This is a genomic window from Acetobacterium sp. (assembly GCF_036508315.1).
In the GTDB taxonomy this organism is placed as follows: domain Bacteria; phylum Bacillota; class Clostridia; order Eubacteriales; family Eubacteriaceae; genus Acetobacterium.
In genome coordinates this window covers 52,162-69,195 of the sequence record NZ_DATCHP010000071.1, presented here as the reverse complement: position 1 = coordinate 69,195, position 17,034 = coordinate 52,162, and the positions used below count along the sequence as shown (strand labels likewise).

Here is a 17,034-nt window from a genome sequence, read left to right as displayed (position 1 = left end):
TGCCTTCCTGGTTTGCCAGGATATTTGATTCTGTCCAGAATTCACGGGGGCTTATACCCAAACTGGGTATAAATTCATATTCCTGCATATCCTTTGTACAAAGGGTTTTATCAAAGTCATACATAATGGCAACAATCGGATTATTCTTTAGCATTTTCCACCTCCAAGTCCTTTTTTTAATCCTTCAACATCTAAAAAGTCTTCAATATATTGTTTTTTTAATAACTCTTTTGGGATGAACGCGTTGAATTTGCCTTTAATTTGAATTTCATCAGAAAGCTTAAATTGATTCTTATCCAGTGGTTCTGTCTTAATCTTTCTCAATACGTCTTCAATAGCCGCTTTAGAATGTTCCTTTACAAAAATACAAAGGGGCATTCCTTTATCATAATAACATTGATTGTCAAAACCAAAAGCAATGAGTGCATAGGACAGGGTCACAAATTCTCTGGTCCCTAAAAAAGGGAATATTCCAAAGGTATCATCATCTATTTTTACAACCATTTCATTGGTTATGTCAGCATTTCTTGCTACCCGTCTTATTTCAGCTAACCGCTCACTGGCTGATTCTCCCAAATATTTATAGACCGTGTCATTAACTAAAAGCTCTTTTATCTTTTGGGTGATTTTTGTATAAACCGTATATTTGCCATCACTGCTCCAATTGTTTGTTGAAATACCTTTTATCTCTTTGACAAAAATAATCCCTGCCTCTTTATCAATATCCATGGTTTCCCATGTTCTGCCGGCTAAAGCAAACCTTTCTCCAATGGGAAAAGGTTCCTGAACGGTTCCGATTTCTTCAGAATGAAATTTTACGCTATACTCTTTTGGTGTTTCAAAAACGGTATAGAACTCAAAATGATTGACCTCGACCTCGCCTTTTGCCCCAATGAGCAGCCCTTTATTTTCGGTAACCTCCAACTGCTGAATTTCGACTAAAAATTCAAGCATCTTTTTATAATCCTGCTGGGAGATTTCTTTAAACAAGCTCAGGGAAAGCATGTTTTGTGCCAGAAGCGCCGGTGAAATTTCGCCGGCAGAAACCATCATGCTCATGGTTTGATGATAAAGAATACCGTAAGGCAGTTTTTTCTGGGGAATCGGTTCGATCCATTTTTCTTCTAAATAAAGCTGAATCATGGCAATGCACATTAAAAAGCTCCAATTAATTGCTTTGTAAAATTCTTCATCGGCTTTTCCCATATCTTCTCTGAAAACAAACCACATTTCCGATGGATTCCCGCGTCGGCCGGTTCGCCCCAGACGCTGTACAAAGCTGGAAACAGAAAGTGGCGAGCCGGTTTGCACAATACGCTCCAGTTCACCTAAATCGATTCCCAATTCCAGGGTTAACGTTGCGCCGGTGACAATTGGCAAAGCTGATTTTTTCATTTTTTTCTCAGCATACTCCCGAAAGCTTGCGGATATGTTGCCGTGATGCACCAGATAAACATTGTCCGTTTTATTTTCCATGGCAATTTTTTTTATATTTGCAATACTTTCTTCAACTTCTGCTTTTGAGTTTGAAAATAAAATACATTTTTTCCCAAAGGTGCTGGCATATAAATAGTCATAATAGTGCCTCATCATTTCTTTATCCTCTTTTTTTTCGCTGTTGTATTTTACGAAAAAATGTTGGAGAGATAATCTCAGACTTCTCTTTTCACTATTAAACAAAGGGGTTTGGCAGTTTCGGTTTGTCCCTGAATTCAGCCATTTTTCAGCAAGGGCATAATCCCCTAAGGTGGCAGATAATCCGATTCTCACTGGCACATTATTAGTCAGTTTCTGTATTCTTTCCAGGATGCAGAGCAGCTGGGCTCCGCGATCCTCACTCATGAAATAATGAACTTCATCAATAATAATATATTTAAGATCTGAAAACAATTTTATGGCTTCTGATTTTCGATGCATCAGCATGGCTTCCAGGGATTCCGGTGTTGTCTGCATAATCCCCTGGGGATTTTTCAGGAGCTTGTTCTTATCTGACCTACTGGCGTCTCCGTGCCATTTGGTTACGGGAATACGGCTTTCCTGAAGCAACCCTTCAAGGCGATTAAACTGATCATTAATCAGAGCTTTCAGTGGGCTGATATATAAAACTCCCAGGGATTTTGAGGGCTCTTCAACTAATTTAGTCAACACCGGCAGAAAAGCAGCTTCCGTTTTTCCGCTTGCCGTACCGGAGGACAGCAGTAAGTTATCATCCGTGTTGAAAATCACATCGCAGGCTCCGACTTGAATATCCCGAAGGTTATCCCAGCGTTCTCGGTAAATATAATCCTGTATAAACGGTGCTAATTTTTGAAAAGTATCCATTAAATTTCAAATTCCTCAAATTCTTTCATTAGGGCTTCCTCGTTTAATTCTGTTTTGGCAAACTCAAAGGTTTCAATTTGCATAATTTCAGAAATCTTTTTATCGGGGTTTTGATAAATAATATTGAGGAGTTCAATGAAATCCCGGATGATTTCACGCGGCGTAATATTTGTGCTTGCTCCGATTCGCGAGTATTCAATTTTTATGAAATTAATCATATCATCTTCAGCGATATTGGATTCATAGCCAAAAAGGCCGGCATGAATAGCAGCTAACTTTTCAATGAGAATGTACATTTCTTCCGGTGAAAGCGGTGCCAACCGAATAATTGGTGCCAGCATATCCCGGGTATCTTCGGTCGCAAAGCGACCTTCCGCCAATCGTGATTTTAGCGCTTCATAACTAAAAACACCTCGGCGGGTGTCTTCGATGCACTGAGGGGTTCCCCCCATAATGATTCCGATATGCTTTGCTTTTCCCTGGAGAATATCATTATACATCATCAGTATTTTTTCATAATTGTATTGTCTGGTAATCGCATTGGGAACTTTATAAATATTCACCAGTTCGTCAATTAAAATAAGCATGCCGCTGTAACCTGCTCTTACTAAAAACAAGGCAAAGATCTTCAGATATTCATACCAATCATCATCTTTGATAATGATACTCACGCCCAGATCACGCTTTGCCTCTGTTTTTGTTGAGTATTCACCGCGAAACCATTTTAATACTTTACCTTTTGTTTCATCATCACCCTGAGTGTATGCATTAAAATACATGGAAATCATTTTAGCAAAATCAAATCCATGAACCAACCCTTCAATCTCGTTCATAACGTCATAAATTTTAGTCTCTACCAGTTGATTGAAGTTTTCATCTTCGGAAGACATGTTGTTTTCTGTAACGACTTGGGTTTTTATTCCGCTGATCCATTTTTCCAGGATCAGTGGCAGGGCTCCGCCATCCGGTCTGGTTTTGGTTGACATATTTTTCATTAATTCTTTATAGGTAGCAATGCCCTGTCCTTTTGTTCCCACCAGTCGACGTTCAGGTGACAAATCCGCATCAACCACGACAAAGTTTTTGTCCATTACATAGGAGCGCATTGTCTGCAGTAAAAAACTTTTCCCACTGCCATATTTCCCAACAATAAATCGAAATGATGCACCGCCGTCTTCAATAATATCTATATCATGGAGCAATGCCTTTATTTCTATTTCTCTGCCAACAGCAATATAGGGCAACCCGATTCGAGGGACAACCCCACCTTTTAAAGCATTCATAATTGTTGTGGCAATTCTTTTAGGAACCATAGCCATATTTATATAACCTCCAGTAATTCAACTTTGTATTCATCGTAGATCCATGGTTTTTCGTCATTTGTTTCAATAATATTGTCTTCGATATGTGTTAAAGCTTTTTCATTAATCGCTTCAATCAGAACCGAGATCATTCTGTCTTTCTTTATCGTTATCTCCGCAATTTTTTCGCACTGGTTGTTGAGCAACAGCTTGATTATTTCCTTTTCGTCACTGGTTAAATGATTGGAAAAACACTTCATCCCAGTCATTTCTGCCGTATTGCTGACCAATGGTTGTTCGACTGTCATCGTTTCTATCTCCTCAAATACCGGTTCAACAATTAACGTTTCCTGTGTGCTTTGGGCCACTCTTCGGATGTGGTCAAATTTAGTCGTATCAATGGTTACGATGACTGGCTCACATTTTTCTGATCGGATCTTTTCCTTTTCCAGGTCTTTTCTATTTTCTTTTTCTTTATCTTTTTTACTTTTTTGCGCTTCTTTCAGTCTCAGGTATAAGTCCTGTTTATTGTTTTCTTCGCAATATTTTCTAACGCTCTTTTCAATGAGGTCTGTTAATACTTTGGATGAGCCCCTAAACGTAATTTTATAAGAATAATTGTAAATTTCTCTTAAATAGAACTCTGTGGTTCTTAATATTTCCCCTATGAAACGTTTATCACTGTAGTATTCAGAATAAGAATACTTGAGCCATGTTCCGCTTTTGCAGACATATCTCTCAAAATCATTGACAATGTATTTTCTGTCCAATTTTTTTGTGTTTTCATAAAATATACCACTGCGGAATGGAACCCATGTATCACATGATTCTTTCCCAAACATTTTCTCAAAAAAAGTTGTTTTTCTGTTCTTGATATAAAACTTTTCTATTTCCATATAAACCTGTGTAAAGGCTTCAATGTAATCATCTTTAAAGTCTTTCAGAAATTTACTTTTAAGAATTTTATAATTGGAAAAATCATTCACCAATTCAATGAACTCTGAGAAATTGTTCTCCCTGATCGCACTTTTTATATCGCCCAACGCAAAGAGATACTGATTGGTTTTTCTGGGAATATCCTTAATTCGCAGAACGTCCATTTGATAATAAATAACATAATCCTTTAACCAGTCTTTTAGATATCGATCAATTTTGTTGTCATACTCTCTGTATGCGTTCCAGATGAATAATAATTTTTCAAATCCGTCTTGCGGTGAGGTTACCCCAATGCCATTAATCAACTCATAAATATAGACAAAAACAAAGGAACTGCTTGTCTCCTCGACTATTCCTTTTCTGACCTTGGTTCGCCAGGTAAAATATCCCCTTAGCTCCGGAAAAGCCATGTCTGTGTACTGGGGTAAATATCTTAATACCTCACCATAATAGCCATAATCATCTTCAAAGTTTTCCATAAACTTGGCCTGCAAATAAAACCGGGCGTTTATATAGTCGCTTTGCCAATAAAAGGTATTATTCTTCGGTACTATTCTCATCATTTCTTTGTATTTTTTTGGAGCAGGCACTAAAAGATCTGAAGCTTTTTTTATAATTGGTTCAGGTCGATAAGCGGATTTTTTTATATCCCCGTCATTCATCCCAATCTGGATGTTTTTTACTTTCGCTAATGCTTCATTGATTAATTTCAAAATATTCGTTTCCATTTGGTTCTGTCCTTTGTGTTAATAAACTTTTCGGTATTTTTCAAGAAAACCAATCATTCTGTTGTGTGTTCTTCATTAATCTACTATTATACACCAGTTACAATTGAAATGAGTGCTATTTTTCTCATTCTTCACAAAATATGAGTTTTTTTAATAATCACCGCAAAAATAGCGACCGTTCTGGTCGCTATCTCACATTTTTTTCTGATTTTTAAATTCAACATTTATAATCGTTCTTCCAATTCTGATGTCAGGGTTTCATAACCGGGCTTATGCAGAAGTGCAAACATATTTTTCTTATAGGCTTCAACCCCGGGCTGGTCAAAAGGATTAACTCCTAAAAGGTATCCATTGAGACCGCAGGCTTTTTCAAAAAAGTAAATAAGCTTTCCGATATTAAAAGCATCCAGCTGATCAAGATGGATAATCCCATTAGGAATCCCTCCATCCACATGGGCCAACAGTGTTCCCATAAAAGCTTTTTCATTAACCGCATCAATTTTACGGCCTGCCAGATAATTCAGCCCTTCCAGGTCTGCATCATTTTTAGGGACCTCAAAGGCTGACTGCTCTTTGTCAATAATAACCACGGTTTCAAAATGGTTTTTAGGGCCATCCTGGATCATTTGCCCCATGGAATGAAGATCTGTGGAAAAATGAACGGCTGCCGGAAATAATCCCTTGCCGTCTTTTCCGTCGCTTTCACCATAAAGCTGTTTCCACCATTCTCCGATATAATCCATGCTGGGATCATAATCCACTAAAATTTCAATGTTCTTTCCCCGATTATATAATACATTCCGGTACAATGCATATTGGAAGCATGCATTATCAGCAAAATTCGGGTTTTGGTATTCCTCATATCCGGCTTTTCCGCCAGCCATCAGAGCATCAATATCAATCCCGGCAGCAGCAATGGGAAGTAATCCCACCGCCGTAAAAACCGAGTAACGGCCCCCCACATCATCCGGAATAACAAAACATTCATAGCCTTCTTCATTGGCCATAAATTTTAAGGCCCCTCTTGATTGATCCGTAGTTACAAAAATACGATCCTTTGCACCATTCTTACCATACTTTTTTTCAATAAAGTCTTTAAAAAAGCGAAAAGCAATGGCCGACTCGGTGGTGGTTCCGGATTTTGAAATAACATTAACACAAACCTCCTGATCTTTTAAAAGCTCCAGAAGATTTTCTAAATATTTTCCGCTGAAATTTTGTCCGGCAAAATAAATCTTTGGTGCTTTTCTTTTTGAGCGTGGCTCTTCATTAAAAAAGGGACTGGTTAAGGCAGAAATAACCGCTTTCGCTCCAAGATAAGATCCACCAATACCGATTACCACAAGTGCATCACAACTGTCCTGTATTTTTTTGGCTGCTTTTTTAATTCGGGCGTATTCCTCTTTGTCATAGTTGACTGGATAGTCTGTCCAACCAAGGAAATCATTTCCTACTCCGGTTTTTCCCATCAATTCCTCGTTGGCTAATGCCAATTGTCCAAAACGATTTTCAAATTCACTGGGGTTAATATTTGCATATGAGAGATCAAAACGAATACTCATAACACTACACCTTACCTTTCTTTCTAAATTCGAACATCCAAACGCCGTCTGTAAATGTTTAAAACAAATCCGACCGCGATCATATTAATAATCAGAGAACTCCCACCATAGCTGATAAAAGGGAGCGTAATACCGGTAATCGGCAATAAACCAATGGTCATCCCGATATTTTCAGTAATCTGGAATAAAAACATGAAGAACACCCCAAAAATCACCAGGGTTCCATACATATCCTGGGCAAGCCTTGCCCCACGCAATAAACGCCACATAAAAAACACAAACAAAAGGATAACCAGGGCTGCCCCGATAAATCCCGCTGTTTCACTGATCACGGAAAATATGAAGTCAGTCCATTGTGCCGGCAGAAAATCGAGCTTTGTCATGGTGCCCTGGGTAGCAAGGCCTCTTCCAAAAAGCTCTCCCGAACCAATGGTAATCTTTGACTGAATAGCATGATAACCTGTTCCCAAAGGGTCTGCTTCAGGATGAAAAAAGGATAGAATCCTGGCCTTTTGATAATCCAGAGCGAAGAACCATGCGGTTGGTATGGCTATAAATGAAAAAAGAAAGAGTCCATAAAAATACCGAATATTAAACCCTGCCACAAAAAGCATTCCCAAAGCAATGACTAAGATGACCAATGCCTGGCCAAAGTCAGGCTGCAGGATCATTAAGATGGTCGGAGGGAAAATAAAGGCAGCCGGTACGATCAAATCTTCTGCACAGTCCAGGCGATCGTAGCGAAGCTCTAAAATTTTTGCAAAGGATAAAATAAAACCCATTTTTGCAATTTCTGATGTTTGAACCTCAAAGAAGCCCAGATTAATCCATCCGGTGGTTCCCATATTGGTGGTACCTACCCCGGGAATGAAGACAATGAGCAACACGAGCAGCGAAATACCATAAATCCATTTCCAGTGATCTGCAAATAAATTATAATCGCTTCTTATCAGAAAGAATACAATCACACACCCGATAATAAATGAAATCCCCTGTTTTATGATATATATTTCAGCGCCGGTACCGGCAAGACCCTCCACATTGGTAGCGGTAAAAATAGAAATCATTCCGATGATGAAAAGGATCAAAACCGAAATGATCAAACCATAATCTAAATTTTTGCAGCCGTTTTTTAATCGCATTCACATCCTCCCAATTGATTGTTAATAGCTGTATTATAACATAGCTATTGAGTATTCTCCAATGGCAAGTTTAATTTAAGCTGCAAATTTTAAAATAACTCATTGTAATCGAAAATGACAATTGTTCAAATAAATGTTGTTGCCGAATCACGCCCTTTTAGATGACTTTTCCTTGACAATGTGTTAGAATAAGCAATAACTTGTGAAATGGAGAGGTGAAAAATGGAAAAGCGAACACTCGGAAAAACCGGTTTAGAAGTTTCTCTCATTGGGTTTGGTGGTATTCCCATTCAACGGTGTAACCAATGGGATGTTGATGAAATTATCGAGAATCTAATTGAAGAGGGTGTTAACTTCATCGATACTGCCAGAGCCTACACGAACAGCGAAGAAATGTTAGGTGAAGCATTGAGAAAATGGGGCAGGGAAAATTTCTTTCTGGCAACCAAAACTCCCATGCTTACCTATAAAGATGTCATGACTGATGTAAAAATCAGCCTTGAAGCATTGCAGACAAACGGTATTGATCTTTATCAATTTCACAACTGTAAAACCATGGAATCCTATGAAATCATTATGGGACCTGATGGTGGGTATGCTGCTCTTATTGACTGTCAGAAAAAGGGACTGGTCAAACATATTGGGATTACCTCCCATAGCTATGAAGTTCTGGATCGTGCTTTAGATGAAGGATATTTTGAAACCATCCAATTTCCTTACAATATTATTGAAAACAAAGGGGCAGCCCTTTTTGCAAAAGCCAAAGCCGGAAATGTCGGGGTTATTGCTATGAAACCCCTTGCCGGTGGGGCCTTTATACATACCAACTATGCTCTGCGATGGGCCGCTGAAAACCGCAATATTTCCACTTTAATTCCAGGCATGGATTCGGTAAAGCAGGTCCTTTCCAACACAGCTGTGGGAAATAACTTTGCCCCATTAAATGACAAGGAACGCAAAACCCTTGAAGCCGATGCCAAAGCTCTGGGAAAAACATTTTGCCGCCGCTGCGGTTACTGCAGTCCCTGTCCCCAGGGTATTGATATCCCCATGCAATTTATCGTTGAAGGATATTATCGCCGGTATAATCTTGAGGAATGGGCTTTGGATCGCTATAACAGCTTTGTTTCCAATGCATCGGATTGCATCGAATGCGGTGAATGTGAACCGCGATGCCCTTATAATCTTCCCATTCGTGAAATGCTGAAAAACACCAGTGAACTCTTTGATCCCCTGGTTCACAAGAAAGTTTAAAGCAAAAAATCGAGCTGTAAACGGCTCGATTCAGACTGCAATCAAAGTAATTAGACAAGCCTCTTTCCGGATTTTTATTGCATCATATTGTGTGCATCATGGCGAACAGGCGTAGCCTGTACGATCATGCAGCACACAATGATCAATTAAATGTCCGGAAAGAGGTTTGTCAACACTTTGAATCGGTCCGTAAAGGCTCGATTTTTTTTGTAATTGATCGCTTATTTTCTTTCCTCGTCGATGAAAAAATCACCGTTGGGTCGGACATCAATGAATATGGTTTGTCCTTCATGAACATTCCCCCGAATGATTTCTCTGCCTACCATGGTTTCAATATTTGTCTGGATGAAACGTTTTAGCGGTCGCGCACCGTATGCCGGGTCAAAGCCTCTTTCAACAATGGCTTCTTTTGCAGCCGGGGTAATGGAAAGGACAATACGCCGTTCATCCAGGCGTTTTTGTAAATCCTTTAATAACAGCTCGATAATTTGAATAATCGCATCTTTGCTCAGCGGTTTATATAAAACGATTTCGTCAATTCGATTAAGAAACTCTGGTCTGAAATAATTTTTCAAAAGATTCATTACCATGCTTTCAGTTTCTTTTGTGATTTCACCGGAAGCATTGATCCCTTCCAAAAGATACTCTGACCCAATATTTGAGGTCATAATAATAATGGTATTTTTAAAATCCACGGTTCGTCCCTGGGAATCGGTGATCCGGCCATCATCTAAAATCTGAAGGAGTATATTAAACACATCCTTATGGGCTTTTTCAACTTCATCAAGCAGAATTACACAGTAAGGTTTACGCCGAACGGCTTCTGTAAGCTGTCCGCCTTCTTCATACCCTACATATCCCGGAGGTGCTCCAATTAAACGAGACACCGAGAATTTTTCCATGTATTCACTCATATCAATACGGATCATGTTATCTTCAGAATCAAAAAGTGTGGCCGCTACTGCTTTGGCCAGCTCTGTTTTCCCAACCCCGGTAGGTCCTAAAAACAGGAATGAACCAATGGGACTGTTAGGGTTTTTAATGCCTGCACGAGAACGGATAATAGCATCCACTACTTTCGAGATAGGTTCTTCCTGGCCAATAACGCGTTCTTTTAAAATGTCTTCCAGGGCCAACAGTTTTTCACGTTCACCGGACACCAATTTACTTAAAGGAATATTGGTCCAGTCTGAAATGATTTCCGCAATTTCTTCTTCGGTAACTTTTTCTCGTTTAAGGCTGTTTTCGTCGTTTTTCGCATCTGCCGACCCTTTGATTGCTTCAATTTTTCCAATTTTTTCAGGAATCAAACCGTATTCCAGTTCAGAGGCTTTGCGATAATCCCCTTCTCTGATAGCTTTTTCCTTTTCAAAATTTAATTTATTTAATTCTTCCTGAAGGTCTTTAAGGTTATCGGCCGACTTTTTCTCGGTATCCCATTGCAGACTCATGGTATTGAAATGTTCTTTATATTCAGCTAATTCTTTCTGAAGCCGCTCCAGACGTTCTTTACTTAATTTATCTTTTTCTTTTTTCAGGGCAACCTCTTCAATTTCCAATTGCATCATCTTACGACGAGCCTCATCCATTTCCTCCGGCATCGAATCCATTTCAGTTCGGATTTTTGCACAGGCCTCGTCAATGAGGTCAATGGCTTTGTCCGGAAGGAACCGGTCAGTAATATATCGGTTTGAAAGGGTAGCTGCTGCCACCAGGGCAGTATCGAGAATTTGAACCCCATGAAAGCGTTCATAGGTATCCTTAAGACCCCGGAGAATGGAAATAGTATCTTCAACACTGGGCTCATTAACCATAACCGGCTGGAAACGTCTTTCCAAAGCAGGATCTTTTTCAATATACTGTCGATATTCATCCAGTGTGGTGGCTCCGATACAGTGGAGTTCCCCTCTTGCCAACAGCGGTTTTAACATATTTCCGGCATCCATAGCCCCTTCGGTTTTTCCGGCACCGACAATGTTATGAAGCTCATCAATAAAAAGAATAATTTCTCCGTTACTGTCAACCACTTCTTTTAATACCGCTTTAAGGCGCTCTTCAAACTCTCCCCGGTATTTTGCTCCAGCAACAAGAGCTCCTATATCAAGAGCAATAACCCGTTTGTTTTTTAATCCCTCGGGAACATCACCGTCCACAATTCGCATGGCCAGGCCTTCAACAATGGCAGTTTTGCCAACCCCGGGTTCCCCAATAAGCACCGGGTTATTTTTTGTTTTTCGACTGAGAATCCGAATGGCATGACGTATTTCCGCATCACGGCCAATCACAGGGTCAAGCTTATTATCTTTTGCATCCTGGACCAGGTCATGTCCATATTGACTCAAGGCTTCATAGGTTACTTCGGGATGATCATTCACCACTTTCTGTCCGCCACGAACCTCTTTAAGAACATTTAATATTTCATCTTTGGAGATCCCGTATCGTTCAAGAATTTCAACGGCCTTTGACTTCTTTCCAAGGTTATATAATGCCAGCAGAATACATTCCACTGAAATGAATTTGTCATCCAGTTTTTTGGCTTCCTTATAGGAATCATTAAGAACCTTATCCGTTTCAGTACTGATGTAAATTTTCCCCTGTTCCCGGCCCGGCCCTGAAACACTTGGTTTCTTTGCAATTTCTTTTCTGAGTTCTTCTGCAATGGTATGAGAATTTTTTCCGATCCGGTCGAAAATTCGACTGACAATCCCATTTTCCTGGGTAATCAGCCCTGCTAATAAATGCTCCGGCTCAATTTCCATGTGATTATTTTCACCTGCAATGAGTTCTGCCGTTTTAAGGGCTTCCAAAGATTTTTGTGTAAATAAATTCATATCCATGACTTATTCCTCGTTTCTTTCAAATTTATTCAATTATTATAATAGCCCCTGTAGATTTCCTCTAATAAATCTGTGAGGTCCGAACTATTCAGCCCTTCAATGTTTAAAAAATAGACATTCATTGCCTTATCAATCATTTTTAAATACCGTGTAAGGTTATTGGCTACAATTTCAGTATCCTGGGAAAGCTCCCCTTCTTCTTTAAACTCTCTGATGAATTTATGACTGGTTTGTTTATTGGTTAAATCCGCAGCATAATCTTTTTGTTTTTTTTCGATATCGGTAATAAGATTAAAAAATTCATCAAAATGATCAATTAATTCCTCGGATTTAGTCCTTGAGCTGATTTTTAAAACAGCATATTTTCCTTTTTCATTGCTGGTGAATTCATAACTGTATCGGACCTTTGGACGGTATTTATATTTTAGGCTTTTGCCAAATTGAATACTCGAATTTTTATTAATTTGGCTTACTGACAATGTATCACTGAAATTTTCATCCAGTTGCTCGAGTATTATTTGGATTTTTTGTTCAGGTGTCACCAATCCAATTTTTTCTGCCAAAATATCATTAATCAGCTGGGAGCGGTTTGTATTGTTAACATAGGCTATTTGATCGATTTTTTCTACAATTTCATCAAACAACATTAGGCTGTAGACACTTTTTTTCATCATATAACTCCTTCACTATAAATCATAAGACCCTGCTCGTAATTTGTCAATCATTTTATTTATTTAGTCTCTCGCTTTATTAATATTATTAACTATTTTTAAGACTGATTCTATCTATTGATTACCCAAAAAACAAAGAAAAAACCAGCCTCTTTCGAGACCGGCTTTAAATAATATTTTTTATGCTGAATTCAATCTGTATTTTTAATTAATTTTTATTTGTTGAATACAATTTTTGCATTTGTACGACACAAACTAATGAATCATATTTGCAATAATAGGGGCGATGATTAATGATAAGGTTCCCATAACTTTAATGACTGCGTTTAATGAAGGACCGGCAGTATCTTTAAAAGGATCTCCGATTGTGTCCCCAACAACAGCAGCTTTATGAGCTTCTGAGCCTTTTCCGCCATGTTGACCTTCTTCAATGTATTTCTTGGCATTATCCCATGCACCACCGGCATTAGCCATTGTTAATGCAAGCAGAACACCACTTGCAGTTCCTCCGACAAGCAATCCGCCAATAACCTGGAGAGCCGCTTCAGGGTTGAATAGTGCAACCCCAAATCCAACGACTATAATACTCGCTGGAGCAAGCAGACCTGGTAAAACCATTTGTCTAATGGCTGCTTTTGTAGAAATATCAATACATTTTTTTGAATCCGCTTTTGCTGTTCCTTCAAGAAGTCCCGGAATCTCACGGAATTGTCTTCTTACTTCTTTAATCATGTCAAATGCAGCTGTACTAACAGCCCGCATAGCCAGTGAACAGAAGAGGAATGGAATCATTGCACCAAAGAAAAGTCCAAGCAGAATCATCGGATTAAGAATATCCAGTGTTGCCAGTTGCGCTCTTTGCGCAAAGGCTGAAAAAAGAGCAACCGCTGTAATTGCAGCGGATCCGATAGCAAATCCTTTTGCTATGGCTGCTGTGGTATTTCCAACTGAATCAAGTTTATCTGTAACTTTACGTACTTTAGGATCAAGACCTGCCATTTCGGCAATCCCGCCGGCATTATCAGCAATTGGGCCATAAGCATCAATGGCAACAATGGTTCCTGCCATGGATAACATACCCATTGCAGCCAATGCGATACCATAGAATCCATTCGCTCCGCCGCCTGGTACAAAATAAGCAACGCCTACTGTACCGATGATAACAAGAATAGGTAAAGCGGTACTTTCCAAACCAACTGAGAAACCATAAATTACATTCGTTGCTGCTCCTGTATTTGAAGACTCCGCAATTTTTTGAACTGGTTTAAACTTAGCTGATGTGAAATATTCAGTGATTAGACCAATCAGAATATTTGCGATCAAACCGACCTGAATAGCAATGTAGAATTGAAACTGATTATCAGGCAGCATGTATTTTGTTAATAAAAATGCTGCAATCGATGAGAGTAAAAAAGAAGTATACAGACTTCTATTGAGACTCGATTGTGGATTGCTTTCATTCCCTGTATAAATGAAAAGTGTTCCGATGATTGAGGCAATAATACCGCAGGCACCTAACATCATGGGAAGCATTACCCCAACTGAACCTAATAAAGCTGATCCCAGAAGCATTGCGGCAATTGATGTCGCAGCAAAGGATTCAAATAAATCGGCTCCCATTCCGGCAACGTCACCAACATTATCACCAACATTGTCAGCAATAACGGCAGGGTTTCTCGGATCATCTTCGGGAATTCCGGCTTCAACTTTACCGACTAAATCGGCACCGACATCTGCTGCCTTGGTGAAAATTCCTCCGCCAATACGAGCAAAAAGAGCAACCAATGAAGCACCAAATGCGAAACTGTCAATTGACGGTATCATATCCGGATTTTGTTTTGCAACAAAGATATACAGTAAAGAAACACCCAGTAATCCAAGGCCTACAACGCCCATTCCCATAACCGAACCACCTTTAAAAGCAATTGTTAATGCTTTTTTCAGGCTTGTTTGTGCAGCATTCGTGGTTCTTGCATTTGCTCGTGTAGCAATGTACATTCCCATGTATCCGGCGACAGTTGAGAATAACGCCCCTACACCAAATGCTATTGCTGAAGCAACTCCAAACTCAGTAAATAGTAAAAGAACAATGATTATAATAGCAATTGGAAATATCGTCTTATACTGACGGTTTAAAAATGTCATTGCCCCTTCTTGGATTGCTTCTGAAATTTCTTTCATTTTGTCATTTCCCATGTTTTCCTTGAGTACTGACTTTGAAAGATACAGTGCGAATAACAAAGCGATTACCCCCACTGTTACAATGAATATTGTCATTTTCTTTTCTCCTCTTTAAAGTTTTTTGCATCCCCTGAATCAGATGCGCGGCCTAATTAAATGATTGAATAAACGAATGCAGACAACATAAATATGACGGCTGAAATTTTGGTTGCTTTTTCTAAAGCACCTTCCCAGCCCTTAGCTTTTTTCTTGCCAAATAGAGTTTCGGCACCACCTGCAATGGCTCCTGACATTCCGGCTGACTTACCTGGCGACAAAAGAATCGCAGCGATAAGAACAAAGCTAGAAATAATTAATATAACCAGTAAAGCGGTTTTCATTGGTATCACCTCCGTATATAATCGTGCACATAATAATATCATATTCTAAAAATATTTTCAATCATAAAAAAGTCTCAACAGAGACTTTTTTTATGTAAACGTAACCAACTTCATTTATGAACTGATTATCCTTTTGCAATCAGAGTTTCCCCTGTCATTTCCTCTGGAATAGGAAGTTTCATTAGGTCTAACATGGTCGGTGCCACATCCGCTAGCTTACCATCATTTCTCAGCAGAACGTTACCGGCTCCAACCAAAATACATTTAACCTGATTGCTGGTATGGGCAGTAAACGGGCGATGGGTTTTATAATCCAGCATTTGTTCAGCATTTCCATGGTCAGCTGTTATAATGGCAGCACCGCCTTTTGCCAAAATAGCCTTGACCACTTTTTCTGTACAGCTGTCGACGGTTTCAAGAGCCTTTTCGGTTGCCCCGATTAGCCCGGTATGAGCAACCATATCCGCATTAGCAAAGTTCAGAATCATGACCTGATATTTTTCAGATGCAATAGCTTGAAGTGCCATTGCGGCAACCTCGGGAGCACTCATTTCCGGTTTCAAATCGTAGGTGGGCACATGAGGAGACGGCACCAGAATGCGGTCTTCCAGGGGATATTGTTTTTCTATTCCGCCATTAAAGAAATAAGTCACATGGGCATATTTTTCAGTTTCCGCAATTCGGAGTTGCGGAATCCCCAAGTCACTTAAATATTCTCCCAGCGTATTTTTAACCGTTACCGGCTTAAAGGCAATCTCAATGTTGGTAAAGCTCTTTTCATACTGAGTCATGGAAATAAAGGTCACTGGGAAAAAACCGGGTTTTCTGATAAATTCTGAAAAATCAGGATCAATAAAGGTTTGTGTCAGTTCCCTGGCACGATCAGGTCTGAAATTAAAAAAGATAATGGTATCATTGGCTTTTATCCGGGTTTCATCAACCGTATCAATAATGGTTGGCAGAATAAACTCATCGGTTACACCAGTATCATAGGATGCCATCGTGGCAGCCAAAGCACTGACCGCGTGGACTCCTTCTCCTGATACCAGGGCATGATAGGCTTTTTCCACCCGGTCCCATCGATTATCCCGATCCATTGCATAGTAACGACCGATAACGGACGCAATTTTTCCAACCCCAATTCCCGCCATTTTTTCTTCTAATTTTTGGATATAACCAATCCCACCATCCGGTGCGGTATCCCGACCATCCATGAAACAGTGAACAAACACTTTTTTAAGCCCCTGCTGTTTGGCAAGCTCTATTAACGCATAGAGATGGTCTTCATGACTGTGAACCCCGCCATCGGACAATAATCCCATAATGTGCAAGGCTCCATGTTTTTCTTTAGCGGAATTCATCCCTTTAAGGAAAGCTTTATTTCTGAAAAAATCCCCATCCGCAATGGATTTAGTAATTCTGGTCAGCTCCTGGTAAACAACCCGTCCAGCCCCAAGATTAAGATGTCCGACTTCGGAATTACCCATTTGTCCTTCCGGAAGTCCTACCCCAAGGCCACTGGCAGTAATCAGGGTATGAGGATTTTCCATGTATAAAGCATTCAGAAAAGGGGTTTTTGCTTCTGCAATGGCATTACCCTCTTTACTTTGTGTGGAGCCATAGCCATCAAGAATGATCAGGGCCGTTAAATTCTTTTTCATTTGTCACACACCTCTGGGTTGAAATTTTTCTAATATAACAATAAATAATCATTCCTGAA

11 protein-coding genes are annotated in these 17,034 nt (G+C 39.5%); 1 reads left to right on the top strand and 10 read right to left on the bottom strand.

The features are described from left to right. Window positions 1–147: 147 nt before the first annotated feature. From VIK44_RS09525 to rodA, 5 genes are all read right to left on the bottom strand, one after another. Window positions 148–2,322, bottom strand: coding sequence for a DEAD/DEAH box helicase (locus VIK44_RS09525; RefSeq protein WP_331553669.1), 2,175 nt, complete (start codon window positions 2,320–2,322; stop codon window positions 148–150). Then, window positions 2,322–3,641: an ATP-binding protein gene (locus VIK44_RS09520; protein WP_331553668.1), complete on the bottom strand. Its 1,320-nt coding sequence runs from the start codon at window positions 3,639–3,641 to the stop codon at window positions 2,322–2,324. The genes VIK44_RS09525 and VIK44_RS09520 overlap by 1 nt, the downstream gene beginning before the upstream one ends. 2 nt (window positions 3,642–3,643) lie before the next feature. Further along, window positions 3,644–5,287, bottom strand: a complete 1,644-nt coding sequence (locus VIK44_RS09515; RefSeq protein ID WP_331553667.1) for a TerB N-terminal domain-containing protein — start codon at window positions 5,285–5,287, stop codon at window positions 3,644–3,646. A 224-nt stretch (window positions 5,288–5,511) separates the two neighbouring features. Continuing rightward, window positions 5,512–6,849, bottom strand: a complete 1,338-nt coding sequence (locus VIK44_RS09510; protein WP_331553666.1) for a glucose-6-phosphate isomerase — start codon at window positions 6,847–6,849, stop codon at window positions 5,512–5,514. Between the two features lie 23 nt (window positions 6,850–6,872). Continuing rightward, complete coding sequence (gene rodA / locus VIK44_RS09505) at window positions 6,873–7,991, bottom strand: rod shape-determining protein RodA (protein WP_331553665.1); 1,119 nt, start codon at window positions 7,989–7,991, stop codon at window positions 6,873–6,875. 222 nt (window positions 7,992–8,213) lie between these two features. Between rodA and VIK44_RS09500 the strand changes: the two genes are divergently transcribed. Beyond that, on the top strand, window positions 8,214–9,245 hold the full coding sequence (locus tag VIK44_RS09500; protein WP_331553664.1) for an aldo/keto reductase: 1,032 nt from the start codon (window positions 8,214–8,216) through the stop codon (window positions 9,243–9,245). A 221-nt stretch (window positions 9,246–9,466) separates the two neighbouring features. On the opposite strand, the gene clpB is transcribed toward VIK44_RS09500, so the two are convergent. The 5 genes from clpB to gpmI form a co-directional block, all read right to left on the bottom strand. After that, the gene (gene clpB / locus VIK44_RS09495; RefSeq protein WP_331553663.1) at window positions 9,467–12,082 is read right to left on the bottom strand and encodes an ATP-dependent chaperone ClpB; all 2,616 of its coding nucleotides are present in this window, start codon (window positions 12,080–12,082) and stop codon (window positions 9,467–9,469) included. 29 nt (window positions 12,083–12,111) lie between these two features. Further along, the gene (locus VIK44_RS09490) at window positions 12,112–12,756 is read right to left on the bottom strand and encodes a hypothetical protein (protein ID WP_331553662.1); all 645 of its coding nucleotides are present in this window, start codon (window positions 12,754–12,756) and stop codon (window positions 12,112–12,114) included. Window positions 12,757–13,008: 252 nt separating this feature from the next. Then, window positions 13,009–15,030: a sodium-translocating pyrophosphatase gene (locus VIK44_RS09485; RefSeq protein ID WP_331553661.1), complete on the bottom strand. Its 2,022-nt coding sequence runs from the start codon at window positions 15,028–15,030 to the stop codon at window positions 13,009–13,011. Window positions 15,031–15,086: 56 nt separating this feature from the next. Beyond that, the gene (secG, locus tag VIK44_RS09480; protein ID WP_331553660.1) at window positions 15,087–15,314 is read right to left on the bottom strand and encodes a preprotein translocase subunit SecG; all 228 of its coding nucleotides are present in this window, start codon (window positions 15,312–15,314) and stop codon (window positions 15,087–15,089) included. Window positions 15,315–15,439: 125 nt separating this feature from the next. Further along, entirely contained in the window at window positions 15,440–16,975 is a 1,536-nt protein-coding gene (gene gpmI / locus VIK44_RS09475) for a 2,3-bisphosphoglycerate-independent phosphoglycerate mutase (protein ID WP_331553659.1), read from the bottom strand. Window positions 16,976–17,034: the final 59 nt, after the last annotated feature.